This is a genomic window from Bittarella massiliensis (ex Durand et al. 2017) (assembly GCF_009876955.1).
Classification (GTDB): domain Bacteria; phylum Bacillota; class Clostridia; order Oscillospirales; family Ruminococcaceae; genus Bittarella; species Bittarella massiliensis.
Genome location: NZ_WWVY01000021.1, coordinates 1 through 13,516 on the forward strand (window position 1 = coordinate 1; position 13,516 = coordinate 13,516).

Sequence of the window (13,516 nt, forward strand, 5' to 3'; positions counted from 1 at the left end):
CATTTCCCGTAGAACGGCGGTAAATCCCGCCACGGTGCTCCTGTGCGTAAAATCCAAAACACGCCATTGATAAATCGCCGGTTATCCTGTGCTATTCCACCCCACTGCCCTCGTTGTCCTGGCAGATGCGGCTCCAGAAGGCTCCATACCTCATCGCTGATGTCGTGGCGTTGTTGTTCATTGCTCATGGGAACACCTCTTTCGGATCTCTTGCTCCCATTATACCATATCGCTCGTGTAAACACTATTTAGCTATGCAAGGATTTAGTGGATGAAATTTTGTTGTACGGTGCCCATGGTATAATAGCCTCAAGTCCGCCGCTACTCCAGCTACGTGTATGTGCTGCATACGCTTCTGTGCTAACGCACCGGACTTTGAGAACATTGAACCTCGCAAAACCGCAGCGAATGCGGTTTTGTTGTGGCCACCTGCAACGGCGTCATGGTATAATGGATGATGCCATAGTCCTTACATTATTATATATAGGAGTATTCTGTCCCGTGAAAGAGAATATTGAGATCCAGGCCACCTGCTTTGAGCGGATTCGGCCATACCGTATGAACGAAGCAAGCGAAAATGGCGAGGTTTCCGCCGCCATCGAATCTATGGGTAAGCACGGCTCGATCAACAGCTATTTTTATGTAAAGCTGTCCGCGCAGCTTCTTGCACAACTCCCGGCATTTAACACTATGAAGTTTTTGCTTTCGGATGGCGGCTCCTGGAATCTCATTTTTTACACTGGCACTGACAAATACACGTATCCTTTCCCAGCAGAAGAAATGGAAAAGCTATGCACAGCTCATGGCATCATCATCCATCATTGACATTTAACTGGGCGGGCGAATTAATTGCCGCCCGCCCGGTTATCTTCACTGCGTGCGCCCACAACGATGCATGCGTATGCCGGCAGTGCAAAAACAATTCCAACAACAATTACTGCTCTCCACATATTCACCCCTCCCTCTTCAATGAGTCCATCTCCAGAAGCAGAACAGATTTGCTTCTGAAGATGGCTTTTATTTTACAGCCACATTCGACACTACTTCCCTGACTGTCCAGGCATCCTATACTGTAGGTACTGGCTGGTACCATCATGGGAATCTCACCCCCAGCAGGATCTCTGCCGGCCGCCCCCTTTGCTTGCGGCTAAGGCTGGACGGAAGTATCATTGTCCTCTTTCCATGTCATTGCGCTGCACCCCGCCACAGGGTGCTTTCAGCGGACTGTATTCGCTCGATACCATATTCTGCGGTTTCAGTGGTTATCAACGGCCACCGTGGTTGTCTTCGCGCATCCCATTCGCGCTTGCCGGCCTGGTTTTACCCCTGGTTACGGCTGGAAGAGAATGTTCAGTATAGGATGGATATTCTGTTTTCAAAGTGCCGAGAGTTTCCCTCTCACTCCCTAGCCCTTGAGAAAGCCGTTTTTAACCACATTGTTTTTAAAATTATTCAAATTCAGCAAAATGCATAAAACAGCTGAGGTTTTTTATCTCAGCTGTTTTGTATGTATACTTTTTATCCTTTTGATACTTTGGGGATAATCGACTTATATTTTTGTACCGCTCGATTTTTATGATTCAAAACTGTTTGCTTATCTAAAGACAGTATTTGCGCAATATCGCTTGTTGCATATCCCTCGGTATATAGCTCCACAACCCGATACTGCTGCTCGGTCAGACTCCTTAACCAGGAAAGGAGGTCGGAGCGTTCAACCTGATCGATAAGCCCGCCAATATCATCTTCCAAATCAGGTGAATGCATCGAATGACTTTCTTGAAAAAGCGTATCCACCCCTTTGGGTGGCCTGTCCTCTCTTTCACAGGCTGGCACTACATCGGTCCTTCTGTAAAAACGTCGCTCACCATTGAATTCCAGCCGATATGCTTTCGCTGCTTCCCTGATTTGCTTTCTCTGCATCCCTGCCTTCCTCATTTCGAGTTTGGCTGCTTTCCATTCTCTTTTATATTCCCTCTCTGCCATGGCATGATTATACTTCATTTTTACTCCTCCATCTGATGTGAACTTGTTTTGGGACAAGGTCACACGGAGGAGCTCGTATCCATGTAGATGATCGCGTTGTAAATGATACAGCTTGTCTGCTTGATGTATCTGCTACGAAAAGATACTCTCTCTCATCGCACCAAATACTTCACCGCACCCCTACATTTTCTTTGCGGTGAATATGCTTGAACATTAGCCAATGCTATCTAACCTTCATTACCGCATACCGAAGATACGGATAAAACACTGTATAGTTACGACCCTGTGCTTTAACGCGCCAATAATACAACCATTTGAAATAGTTAAATTCTCATAATTTTATAATTTGCAGCAATAATACATCTTATAGATATATTCATATTCTTAAAGTTTCTCACTCAATATTTTATCATCTGATAGGCTTTACTTGAGGTGATTCCCATGAACGATAAGCTTTATCGAGATATTGGAAAGCGAATAAAGTTGGCCCGACGCGCTTGTTCTATAACTCAAGAAAGACTTGCCGAGATGGTCGGTGTTACAAACCAACATATCAGTAATATTGAAGTCGGTAACAAAGCTCCTTCCTATGAATTGCTTTACGCAATTGCTGAAAAGCTAAACTGTTCTGCTTATAGCCTTCTTCCTGCAGAATCTTCTAATAGCGGAAAATACTTTTCAGAAGAAATAATGCATTTGCTGCAATCCGCTAATTCATATCAGCAAAATATGATTATTAGCTATATTGAGTGGTACTTGACCCAGCCTTTACCATCCGCCGTAAAAGAACACGAATAATGCCGGAGGAGAAATAAATGCTTATGTTTTATCTGGCGATGTTGGACACGCCAGAACAAAAAAGTAAATTCCAAATGATTTACGAAAACTATACTGGGCAAATCCTGCAAACGGCGCATTCTCTTGCAAGAAATCATATGGATGCAGAGGATATTGCCCAAGACGTTTTTCTGAAAATCATTAATAACATCGACACCATCCAAACTGAAAATCCCTTACGGCTTCGAGCTCTAATCATCCAAATGACCAAGTTCGCATCAATCGATTTACTCCGAAAGAAAAAACACAAAGAAAATCCTAACGATTTGATTAACGAGTGGGAACAATTTCCCGCTGTTACCCCCGATATAGAAGAATGTGTATTTTCTCACGAACTTATAAATATGGCAGTGAATTTTGTATCGCAGATGGATGAAAAATATCGCGCTCCCCTAACTCTTGCGGTCCTAGGATATAGGATAAAAGAAATCGCCTCGCTATTAGGAATGTCGGAAGCGAATACAAAGGTCCGCATTTCTAGAGCTCGCCATATGCTACGAGCATATATCCTTCAGGAGGAAAACCAAGTTGAGCAAGAACATGATATCAGTTGATGCCCTTCTCGAATTCGCAGTTCTTGAAGCCTCCGCTTATGAACAGCGGCAACTTCCTCCCTTGAATGACCTCAATCAGCTATATCCAGCTTCTGATTTTCTCAAACAAAAAATCCACAAAATCGACTCAGATGAAAAACGTCGTCAAAAATTATTTATGCTTAAAAAAGCTGGAAAACGGATCACTGCATCTATAGCATGTCTTCTCGCAGTTTTTACTTGTATTTTTGCACCTGTTGAAGCCGTTCAAGATGCTGTCATCTCTACCGTTATCGAATGGCGTGATAAATTTAATCAAATAATATTCTCTTCCGATTCAGAGCTCCACTCCCTTCCTGCTACCATTCACATAAAGTACTGGCCGTCGGGCTATTATGTAGAGTCTACCTATCAAGATAATTCCCGTTTCCACATGGCAGCAGTCAATAAGGACGGTTTATACAGCACAGTAGAAATTCTATTAATGGATGAACCTCAAACGGTATTACTTGATAACGAATATTCCGATTATTATCGAATATCTTTTGGCTCGAATGATGCCTTATGGACCTGTCACGAATCCGGAAATAACATTCTCACTTGGGCTGACCAAAATGTTCTTTATCAAGTGACCACGGCAGCATCGCTTAATGAGGCAATATATATTGCCGAAAATATCGAAATGGGATGAAATCTTCTAACGGTTGTTCTCTGCAATGCCCTAAACTTCAGAAAACAATATAATTTTTTCTGTGAAGCTGTAACCTTTTTATTGTATTTACGTATCCAATATGTCTTCCTTTATTTTTCTTGGAGGTTATACAATGAAAAAGTTTATTTGTATTGTGCTTACCGTCGTCCTCGCACTATCTTGCATGAGCGCTTTTGCCGCTGAGCCGCTTTCTTCTCAGGAAGGTGGAACAACCACTCAAGAGAGCATTACTCCATTTTGGGTCAACACCCTTTCTATCATCCCTTCTATTTCTGGCAGCGCCGGAACATATTCCTGCTCAATCAATGGTGTTTCCGGGACAACCAAGATTTCTGCTACTTTGGTACTATACGAGAAAGGTTGGCTAGGCGGCTATACAGAGGTAGCGCGCACCAGCCACACCACATATTCCGCTTCATTCTTCAAGTCTGACTCCTACAGTTTCAGCTCCGGGAAAACTTATAAGTTAGAAGTCAGCGGAACTGTCACGCGAAATGGCTATGCAGAGCCTGTTTCTGCAACTATTGAACAGAAAATATAATTATTCCCGCATTTAAATCTTTCGAGGAAGACAACAGCGGCATTGGTAAATATACCAATGCCGCTGTTTTTCTTTGTACTTCACATTGTTCTTCGTCCATGTTACAATCATTAGAAATATATCTATATCTTATAGCTCCATTTTTTGCTTGATTGAATACGCCGTCTGAAACGATTCACTTCGGCCGCCCGGATGGTGGATGCAGACCGGCAAAATGGTGCATCGCCACCGTGATTATGGTGCAATGTCAACGCAGCCGTTAAAATGAATTTAGCATCGCAAGATACGAATTCATTTTAGGAGGTCATACCAGGGTCAATCACAAAGAGATCCTTGATGTGTGAGTGACCGCGAAACGCTTCTATGCGGGGAACACTTTGAAAAGCGTTCCCCCGCTCCCCCCCGAAACCCGCTCCATTCCTGCAGAATGGTTGCACCGTCCTGGCGGAAACAATACACAATTCCTGCGGCAGAGATGCACCATCATCTGCGGTCAAGCTGCACTTTTTGGCCGGCATACGCACTTGATGTAACTATTCTATTTTTATCACGTATACAAAGTATTCTATGGTGAATCGCAATTTTGCTAAATTGCGAGAGAGGAGACTTCGTAATGTATCAAATTGCTATTTGTGATGACGAAAAAATTTTTACCGATAAGTTGGCTCATATGATAAAACAGTATTCCAATGCTCATCACCATGTCATTGATCTACACCTTTTTCAACAGGCGGCCGACTTCATACAAAGTTCTCTGGAGTCTTACGATATCGTTTTTCTTGATGTCCGCTTTGGTGAAATTAGCGGGATTGAGATTGCCAAAGCCCTGAGAGCAAAAAACGAGAATGCAATTTTGATTTTTGTATCCGCTTTCATAGAATACGCTATCATGGGTTATTCTGTGCATGCATCGGCATATCTTCTCAAAAGTGACTTGGATGGAACTTTTGAGAGTTGCATGGATGAGATCTTCCCACAAATTGGCTCTAAGGAGATTTCAGTCCGTGTGCCATATGAACATGTAAATGTTGACATCCCTTGTAAATCTATCATCTACATGGAAAGCTATAAACGTCAAATTCAAATACATACGTCCCTTCCACGCTATCCTTCCATTCTTTACTACGCGAAGTTATCCGACATGATAGAGACTCTTGCACCCCATGGATTTCTTCGAATACACAAAAGCTATTTAATCAATCTTTCTCGCTGTCGAAGGATCCAAAACCGACTGGCCTACATGGACAACAGTACTGAACTGCCATGCAGCAGACAAAACTATACTGATATCGTACAAAAATTTCTTCAGTGGAAGGAGCGGGAAATATAATGGAACATCTAATGGAGATAATGACTACTGGCACAGAAACATTCTGTATTGTACTTTTACTCAATACATTTTTCGAACGAAAGTATACATCATACAGATTTTTCTTTCCGCTCTCAGCTACCTTTCTCTTCTACCTTTGGCTGCCCTTAAACACGATACTCGCCACCTCATTCGTCACAAAACTTTTTATATCCATCCTCATCTGGCTTGTCTTTTCTCAAATATTTTATACTGGAGCACTTCCTTTTCATCTCTTTCTCTTATGTTCCTTTTTTATCATACTTTCCGGACTTGATTACTTTACGCTCCTGGGGATTTCATATATCTTTTCTTTCTCGTTTTCCGATGCTCTTTCCAATTCCGCACTTTACATCCTCGGTGCTTTCGTCTCTCGTACTCTGCTACTTCTATTCTCCATTATTATCTACCGACTTTTCAAAGCTAAAACATCTATGATTCTGAGTTCGAGCACTTGGATTGCGCTCTTACTGTTTCCTGTATTTTCAATCCTCTTATTTGGCGTAACCATTGAAATTGCAATGGCACAAAATAAAATCAGTTTCAACCTAATCCTCAGCGGCATAGGTTTACTGCTTTTTAATATCTCACTATTTCTTTTACTTGGCAAGCTGGAATACAGTACCAACCTACAGCAAAAAAATATTGCCCTCCAACATGAAATTGATCAGAACATGAAGTCCACAAATGCGCTCCAAGCCATCTTTAATGAGCAACGTGCACTGACACACGATTTCAATAACCACATTACAACACTATATATGCTTCTTAAAGCGGAGCATTACGAAAAAGCTACAGAATATGTAAAAGTGTTGTCCCAGAACCTACCGGAAAACACTCGTGTTGTCAGCACAAACCACCCCATTCTCGATACCATTCTCAATCAGAAATATACACAGGCCAAACTTCAAAACACATCAATGCGCTTCACTGTAAACGATTTATCTTCTTTCCCAATGAAAGACGAAGATGTTGTCACACTCTTAGGGAACCTTCTTGACAATGCACTCGAAGCCTGTCGAAAACTTCCCGATTCATCATATATCAATGTAAAAATACTAAAAAAAGAGGAGGACTTTTTGCTCTCTGTCGAGAACTCATCTTTGCCAGTAAAAATTTCCGAAAATAATTACGTACCAACCGATAAAGCTGAGCTACGTTTACATGGTTTCGGTCTTCAAAATATTGCCCATATCATGCAAAAGTATGGGTATGAATATACACTTTTTTACCACGACGCACGATTTCATTTTGTCTCAATTCTGTCATAAAAGTGCAGTTGGGAACATTTTTTGACAGTTGGGAACAAATCCATTGTGAAAGAATTGTGAAAATGCTATTTTAAGCTTAAAGGAGGAGGATGTTATTGCTCCTGTCTTGCTGCGAGAGGCTCACAGATTTTTTCATCAGCCAATGTGGCCTTCCGGAAACAAGAAGGTCTTGGTACATCTATACATTACAAACTCGCATTTCTATGTTTCTTTCCACTGCCGGTATGATGCTGCTTGGCTGCCTTGTTGCCACGCCATACCAAGTGATCTGTTTTCTTGTAGGAATTTTATCTTTGCGCAGACGTCTCGGTGGCTATCACGCGAAGACGCCGCTGCGATGCTTATTCTTGTCGATTGGCGTATCCATTTTCTGTTTGAGCATTGTAAACAGCCTTGTTCAGTATAGTCTTTCAATTCTTATTTGGATTTTATTCATCAGTCTCTCTTTTGCTGTTTTCAATTCATCTCCTTATAGCCATCCAAACTGCCCGCTTACTCCTGATGAACTTGCTGTTTCCTGGATAAAAGCGAAGCATATTCTTATATGGAATCTGTTTTTGATTTTGTTGCTTCAAATCTTTTTTGCAAATTCAAACTGTGCGCTTTATTGTGAAATGGGAATCATAGCGGCCGCTATTTCCTTTTTTGTATCAAAATTCAAGGAGGTAAAATTATCATGAACAAAATCGCAACCTTTCTTTCTGAAAAACTGGCTGGCAAACTGGATGACCTTGCTCACCGCGATATGCGCGAGTGGCCCCCTACGAGTGTCCCCATCTATTACCAGCCGCAGCGCCCTCAGCGAGAAGAAACAAGAACAAATGAGTGACTATTGCAAGTGGTCCCTTTGTAAAATCAACACTAACGTGCGCTATATTAATTCCGCAAAGATATATTAGAGATGAACAAAATAGGGGATAAAGCAGTCGTTTGGATAGATTGTCTTCGCGATGAATTCCGTGAAGTGCCCCAAGTGTACAAGAATCTAGGCCCCAAAACAGATAAGGATGGTGGCCGATTAGGATGTTCCAATTTTAGTTTCTTTTCAGAGCGATAAGTTTCAAATCATGTCGCGTTCCAGAGTATTCTTTTATGTAAAAATTACTAATTCTTGAGATTTCGACTCAAACTTATAGCTAATATTGGAGGATTATATTATGTTTCATAAACTATTGAGTATTCCTTTGGTTCTTCTTGTGGCCATTACTTCATCATCTCATCTTTCCACGTCTGATTCGATTACTCCCCGCACTTTAGCTTGTTGCGATAAAGCGGGTGCTGGCACTTACACGACTACCATCAAATTTGATGAAAAGCTCGGCAATGGATATTGTCAAGTTTACTTCAAAAATTATTGGTACTGCAACAATTGCCATGCATTAAAGAGGGAAGGTCCCGCCTATGGTCATTTCACACACGTTACTGGCGGCATGGGATGCGATTATTTCCCCGACGGAAATTGAATCAATTCGCCAAATTCTTCACGCTTTACATAAAACCATAATGAGGAGAATAATTCTGATGAGTAAACATAAACTATTGCCTATTGCTCTTACTTTTGTTTTGGCGACCGCTTTATGTTCAACTATTTTTGCACAGTCTGACATTACATCCACCATTGACGCTTTCAATGACTATGTTGCTGCTGATAATATCGCTCAAGTAAGTGGTTCTTTTCCCAATGATCCACGTGCTCTCTCCGCATCTGACGATTATACCGAACTCACTTCCCTACCGCTCTCTGAACATGTCTCATTCTCTAATGGAAGCACACCTTTTGCGTTTGTAGAGTCCGAAAATTGTACTCTAGGATTAGGAATTCCTATCACACCTACTAATGTGCAGACTATTGAAAATTATCAAGTATATTGGAATATTGGCCAAAGCGTCACCTGTTCCGTTGAGGCCAACGAATTAGGATTACGCGAATATTGTATCATTGATTCCAATAACGCTCCTCGTCAGTTCACACATGAACTTAACTTGCCTACGGGATATTCGTTAATACCTTCTGCGCCTATTGGGCAGCCCGAGGATGGATCTTACCTGATTATCGACAATGGACAAACAACAATTGGCGGAATTTCCGCACCTCATGCGTATGATGCGCTTGGAAATCCCGTACCTGCTAATGCTCATGTCGAAAACAACACTTTTATCGTTGAACTGGATTACACTTCTGTTACCTATCCTGTTACATACGGAATTCAACTTTATAGCGATACCGAATTCAAGAAATACTTTTATAGCGGCGGATGGGAATCATATGTCGCTCCGTGGAATTATACCTTGGCCCTTACTCCACGCGAATGGCGAACAGAGTTTCTTGACGAGACAGCCAAAGCGCTTCGTTGGAGTGCAGTTTACAATAGTAGTTTCCGTCAGGAAACACATTACTGGGTCAATGAAACCGGCATTTACAACCAATTTTACTGTCATGTAAATATAGCTGGTCTGAAACCTACATGGCACTTAGAGCCACTACGTCCTGACTATGGCTATGGTTACACACTCTCCATGGGATGTAATCCAGAATGAAAAAAACGTTATTTCTTATAGCTTGTTCGGCTATTGTTGCAAGTCTCTCGTTCTTTTTGATTGTTTGGCATAATGGAGAGCTTCTTTTTTATTTTAGAGCTCCATCTTTAACCTTGACATTGATTGCAATCTCAGGTTTCATATTACTTATAAACTGGTTTATTTTCTTTTATACTCGCGCACACAACAAAAAAACTTCTAAATGGTTCTCACTGTCCCTTTGGGGTATTATATTAGTAACTTCATTATTAGTCATTCAAATTTATAAGTTTCCCGCCATTGCGTTCTATCGCCGTCCCATTAGTATTTCTCTCAATGAGCTTTCCAAAGCCAATCTAACACAAACATCTGCGATATATTATATTGGACGCGACGATTGTCCTGCATGTCGTGAATTTTATCCTTCGCTCATGGAACTTTCAACCAAATATCAAAAGAAAATATATTATTACAATACTCAACAGGATCGTAATGACAATTCCACTTCGTTGCGCTACGTTTTGCAAAAGTATGAAATCGATGAGGTACCTGTAATATTGATATTTGACGGAAATGGTGGAATCCAAAAGATTTCATCGCAAAACATTTTAGAAAATTTCTCCAATTATCTAGAAGCAACTCTTAAAACTTAGGAGGGAAACAAGATCAAAAAAAAGACATTATTTATCTCTACTTTTCTCTTAATCTGTATATCTATTTCTTGTTGTCTTCTATTAGGCTATATTGTTTATTACCAATATTATCCCGGCTCAACACTTTATGAAGAATTAATTGTGTCCTTAGGCTTTGTCCTTCAAATAATTTTTCTTGTAAATATAGTGTTATTGGGTTTATTTGTTATATCTTTTTGTTTAGAAAAATTCACCTCCAAGAAAATAAGCACCAATATATTCAAAAATGTTCGAACTATAGCTATTCTTACATTATTCGTCAATTTTGCTGTATCATGGTATTTGATTCTTTCCTAAGTGACCATCTGCTCCGTTGTTTCGTAACCGTTAAATCTAACCGCGCATAAAACATGAGGGAGGTAGGTCATCGACCTGCCTCCCTTGCCGCTATGCAGTGTAGTGCAACGTTCCACAGCGTTGCATAGCGCCTGTTTCGGTACTGACAGCTCCGTAAACGTAGTGGTTTGTACACCCAAGCGTGACTCTGTTTCTGCCGCTGCCAGCAGATTCCGTTCTCAGTGGTAGTAGATTGTTGCTGTTATTCCCTCTTGTCCGCACCACGCTCGGACTGTCATCCCGCTGCTACGGCCGTCCTATATACGTGCCGCTCACTCCTGCTTTTTGGTCTCATGCTTCAACTCGATGCTTTTCATCCGTGGCACACCCTTTAACATTTACTTCTGGGAACTTTCGCTACTTCCTAGAACCATTATCTCATATCTGTCTATGCGTGGCCACATTTTGCGATTACGTTCGTAAAGTCCCTCCTGTGTGATTGGATATGGCATCCCGCTTTTACTCATTGCTTGTTCAATCTCCTCAGTGACACGAACACACCGAAATGTCCGGCGGTACAATCTGAGCAAATCGAATGCTTCGAATGAGAGAGGCAGCTAATGGGCATGTTAGCCCAAAGTATTTTCTGTCATGCCCGTTACTCTCCCATTCTAACAGCTTCGGCTCTGAGATGGAAAAAGACGCAGCTGGCTGCCGCGCCTTAAACCGTAATTATTGTAAGGAGGTCTTCTTATGAAACATATCGCTCAAATATTGTCTTTTTCGTTAGCTCTAATACTGGCTATCACATTTACCACTCCCGTTTTTGCTGATACCAATCCGCCAGAAGATACAGCTCACGCATATCACTTTAGAACAGCGAAGGAATATGATGCGCCACGATATGTACTTAATTGCCATACAAATGGAGCTGTTGTTTCGGGAACAAAAGTTTCGTTGTGGCAAGCAACTGGCGATATCAGTCAAGAGTGGTATGTAGATTGGACCTCTTACGGTCAGTACAATCGTACCGCTGTTCTGAGATCAAATCAAAACAAATCTCTCGCATTAAACGCGAATAGAAGTGCAGTAGGAACTATTTGCGATATGCTACCCTCAAATGGAAACATTTATAATGATTACAATGTCACATTAGAGGGCAATCACTCCGTGAGTCCAACTCAAGTCAAACTACGATTACCTGCCCGTTACAACCATACCTCTCCGGTATTTGTAACTACACATGGTATCGGAAACTATTGTACATGGAACTATACCGGAGTCAATCAAACCTGGTACATGGCCGATGGACCATCCAAACAAAAATAAAGGTACTATTCAATGAAAAAAACTTCTTTATGGTGTATTGTATTTGTGCTTTTGCTCTCTATTATAATTATATATACAAGTTGTGGAGTAGAGGTGCCTACAAAGTCCGTCGCACATTCAGAGCAAGTTTTGGAAAACAATTTGAAAGAGGAATCCATTTCTGCTCTTAGTCCCTATCTTGTAACTACTTGTACAGGAATTTTTAACAATCAAGTTACGGGAACTGACAAGGGAAGTTATATATTACTCCAGAATTCAAAAGGTGAATACAATATCTTTTATGTTGACTATCTAACACAGCAAATAGTCTATCTTTCTAGTGAACCACAATCTTTGCACAACGAGGAATCAGACACAAGCTATCTAGGAGAATGTCCCGGCGGAGCTTCATTATTTTGTACAAGCGAAAATTTGTATGTTGTGGTGTTAGGAAGCGCGCCCAGTAGCAATGTACCATCTGAACCGGCAAAAATAATCAAAATGGATTTAAATGGTGCTAATAGGTCAACATTATATACTTTCAGCGATGAATATTTTTTGGAAAACACCGCATTTGCTTTTGATGGGGAATCATTGTATTTTTTGGCCGTAAACGTAGATACAGGCCTGACTGAAATTGTTTGTTTGGCAACAAATACTGGTGTATTTTCTTCACTTTTAGAATTAGAGCACAATTCTTCATATCGCCTATTGGGAACAACTTCCGATGGATTGGTATTACAACAGACTACTTTTTCGGATGAAAATGCACGGTGTAAATTGCAAGTTTTTTCTTTACAAACAAATTCTATACGTACAGTGAATGATTTCAAATATAGTGATAGGTCTTACGTCATTTCCCATGAAAAAGCATACTCCTTTAGTCCGAGCGATGGTAAGGCACGAGTTCTTTCACTGAAAAACGGGGAAGAAGATATACTTAACAATAAAGTGTTTTCAGGAGAAGACTCAACTGGTTACATGCTAGTCGGAGATATATATGACAATCACTTTTTTGTTTTGGATAAAAACACTAATGATTTATATGCAATCAAATGCACGGATGGGACTGTAACGCCAATAACTCTACAAGAAGAAGGTTTCAATGCATCAATCATGGCACAAAGTGAATCTGACTTTTTGATACTAAAAAAATATGAGGAAAAAAGTTATATTGGAAATGATCCGAATGGCAACTTAGAAAAACAATCACTGATGTTGCCTGTATACGCGTTGATTAATAAAAAAAGTTATTGGAGCAGTACTCCGGATTTCCGAATAATACAATTAAAAAATTTTAATATTCAATAAATTTATTTCTGCAATAATATTCAAGGAGAGATTCTGTGTCTGATATGAAGCGACAGATAGAACTCTACCACCTTACTAAGATATACAACAACCAAAAGACAAGTCGAAAAGCCCTGGCCGGAGTGAGTTTCACTCTCGGCCCGGGCCTTTACGGCCTTTTGGGGCCCAATGGCGCAGGCAAAAGCAC

General features: G+C 40.9%; 16 protein-coding genes. 14 read left to right on the forward strand and 2 right to left on the reverse strand.

Annotated elements, in window-relative coordinates:
* Positions 1–188: transposase (locus tag GT748_RS14110; protein WP_161222372.1), on the reverse strand; the 188-nt coding region annotated here is incomplete at its 3' end.
* A gap of 313 nt (positions 189–501) precedes the next feature.
* On the opposite strand from GT748_RS14110, the gene GT748_RS14115 reads away from it, so the two are divergent.
* Positions 502–825: a hypothetical protein gene (locus GT748_RS14115; protein ID WP_134108039.1), complete on the forward strand. Its 324-nt coding sequence runs from the start codon at positions 502–504 to the stop codon at positions 823–825.
* A gap of 693 nt (positions 826–1,518) precedes the next feature.
* Here the strand turns inward: GT748_RS14115 and GT748_RS14120 are convergent.
* Positions 1,519–2,001, reverse strand: a complete 483-nt coding sequence (locus tag GT748_RS14120) for a helix-turn-helix transcriptional regulator (RefSeq protein WP_134108037.1) — start codon at positions 1,999–2,001, stop codon at positions 1,519–1,521.
* Between the two features lie 423 nt (positions 2,002–2,424).
* Here GT748_RS14120 and GT748_RS14125 point away from each other — a divergent pair, with 423 nt between their 5' ends.
* The 13 genes from GT748_RS14125 (at position 2,425) to GT748_RS14185 (ending at position 13,329) form a co-directional block, all read left to right on the forward strand.
* Positions 2,425–2,781 (forward strand): helix-turn-helix domain-containing protein, encoded by a 357-nt coding sequence (locus tag GT748_RS14125; protein ID WP_082052378.1) that lies wholly within the window; start codon positions 2,425–2,427, stop codon positions 2,779–2,781.
* Positions 2,782–2,798: 17 nt separating this feature from the next.
* Entirely contained in the window at positions 2,799–3,374 is a 576-nt protein-coding gene (locus tag GT748_RS14130; protein ID WP_134108035.1) for an RNA polymerase sigma factor, read from the forward strand.
* The gene (locus GT748_RS14135; protein WP_050006785.1) at positions 3,349–4,044 is read left to right on the forward strand and encodes a DUF4367 domain-containing protein; all 696 of its coding nucleotides are present in this window, start codon (positions 3,349–3,351) and stop codon (positions 4,042–4,044) included. The genes GT748_RS14130 and GT748_RS14135 overlap by 26 nt, the downstream gene beginning before the upstream one ends.
* A 133-nt stretch (positions 4,045–4,177) precedes the next feature.
* Positions 4,178–4,606, forward strand: coding sequence for a hypothetical protein (locus GT748_RS14140; protein ID WP_134108034.1), 429 nt, complete (start codon positions 4,178–4,180; stop codon positions 4,604–4,606).
* A gap of 613 nt (positions 4,607–5,219) precedes the next feature.
* Positions 5,220–5,936, forward strand: a complete 717-nt coding sequence (locus GT748_RS14145; protein WP_050006382.1) for a LytR/AlgR family response regulator transcription factor — start codon at positions 5,220–5,222, stop codon at positions 5,934–5,936.
* On the forward strand, positions 5,936–7,225 hold the full coding sequence (locus GT748_RS14150; protein ID WP_134108032.1) for a sensor histidine kinase: 1,290 nt from the start codon (positions 5,936–5,938) through the stop codon (positions 7,223–7,225). The genes GT748_RS14145 and GT748_RS14150 overlap by 1 nt, the downstream gene beginning before the upstream one ends.
* 89 nt (positions 7,226–7,314) lie before the next feature.
* Positions 7,315–7,905, forward strand: coding sequence for an accessory gene regulator B family protein (locus GT748_RS14155; protein ID WP_134108030.1), 591 nt, complete (start codon positions 7,315–7,317; stop codon positions 7,903–7,905).
* Positions 7,902–8,054, forward strand: a complete 153-nt coding sequence (locus GT748_RS14160) for a hypothetical protein (protein WP_161222374.1) — start codon at positions 7,902–7,904, stop codon at positions 8,052–8,054. The genes GT748_RS14155 and GT748_RS14160 overlap by 4 nt, the downstream gene beginning before the upstream one ends.
* A gap of 328 nt (positions 8,055–8,382) precedes the next feature.
* Entirely contained in the window at positions 8,383–8,688 is a 306-nt protein-coding gene (locus tag GT748_RS14165) for a hypothetical protein (protein ID WP_161222375.1), read from the forward strand.
* Positions 8,689–8,746: 58 nt separating this feature from the next.
* On the forward strand, positions 8,747–9,763 hold the full coding sequence (locus tag GT748_RS14170) for a DUF2599 domain-containing protein (RefSeq protein WP_161222376.1): 1,017 nt from the start codon (positions 8,747–8,749) through the stop codon (positions 9,761–9,763).
* Positions 9,760–10,395 carry a thioredoxin family protein gene (locus tag GT748_RS14175; RefSeq protein WP_134108026.1) on the forward strand — a complete coding sequence of 212 codons (636 nt, stop codon included), beginning with the start codon at positions 9,760–9,762 and terminating at the stop codon, positions 10,393–10,395. The genes GT748_RS14170 and GT748_RS14175 overlap by 4 nt, the downstream gene beginning before the upstream one ends.
* A gap of 1,068 nt (positions 10,396–11,463) precedes the next feature.
* On the forward strand, positions 11,464–12,039 hold the full coding sequence (locus tag GT748_RS14180) for a hypothetical protein (RefSeq protein ID WP_134108024.1): 576 nt from the start codon (positions 11,464–11,466) through the stop codon (positions 12,037–12,039).
* 12 nt (positions 12,040–12,051) lie between these two features.
* Positions 12,052–13,329: a hypothetical protein gene (locus GT748_RS14185; protein ID WP_134108022.1), complete on the forward strand. Its 1,278-nt coding sequence runs from the start codon at positions 12,052–12,054 to the stop codon at positions 13,327–13,329.
* The last annotated feature ends 187 nt before the right edge of the window (positions 13,330–13,516 follow it).

Bases quoted from the DNA above. Each gene is read 5' to 3' on its own strand.
- GT748_RS14120 (WP_134108037.1), bottom strand. From the start codon at position 2,001: ATGAAGTATAATCATGCCATGGCAGAGAGGGAATATAAAAGAGAATGG.
- GT748_RS14125 (WP_082052378.1), top strand. From the start codon at position 2,425: ATGAACGATAAGCTTTATCGAGATATTGGAAAGCGAATAAAGTTGGCC.
- GT748_RS14130 (WP_134108035.1), top strand. From the start codon at position 2,799: ATGCTTATGTTTTATCTGGCGATGTTGGACACGCCAGAACAAAAAAGT.
- GT748_RS14140 (WP_134108034.1), top strand. From the start codon at position 4,178: ATGAAAAAGTTTATTTGTATTGTGCTTACCGTCGTCCTCGCACTATCT.
- GT748_RS14145 (WP_050006382.1), top strand. From the start codon at position 5,220: ATGTATCAAATTGCTATTTGTGATGACGAAAAAATTTTTACCGATAAG.
- GT748_RS14150 (WP_134108032.1), top strand. From the start codon at position 5,936: ATGGAACATCTAATGGAGATAATGACTACTGGCACAGAAACATTCTGT.
- GT748_RS14155 (WP_134108030.1), top strand. From the start codon at position 7,315: ATGTTATTGCTCCTGTCTTGCTGCGAGAGGCTCACAGATTTTTTCATC.
- GT748_RS14160 (WP_161222374.1), top strand. From the start codon at position 7,902: ATGAACAAAATCGCAACCTTTCTTTCTGAAAAACTGGCTGGCAAACTG.
- GT748_RS14165 (WP_161222375.1), top strand. From the start codon at position 8,383: ATGTTTCATAAACTATTGAGTATTCCTTTGGTTCTTCTTGTGGCCATT.
- GT748_RS14170 (WP_161222376.1), top strand. From the start codon at position 8,747: ATGAGTAAACATAAACTATTGCCTATTGCTCTTACTTTTGTTTTGGCG.
- GT748_RS14175 (WP_134108026.1), top strand. From the start codon at position 9,760: ATGAAAAAAACGTTATTTCTTATAGCTTGTTCGGCTATTGTTGCAAGT.
- GT748_RS14180 (WP_134108024.1), top strand. From the start codon at position 11,464: ATGAAACATATCGCTCAAATATTGTCTTTTTCGTTAGCTCTAATACTG.
- GT748_RS14185 (WP_134108022.1), top strand. From the start codon at position 12,052: ATGAAAAAAACTTCTTTATGGTGTATTGTATTTGTGCTTTTGCTCTCT.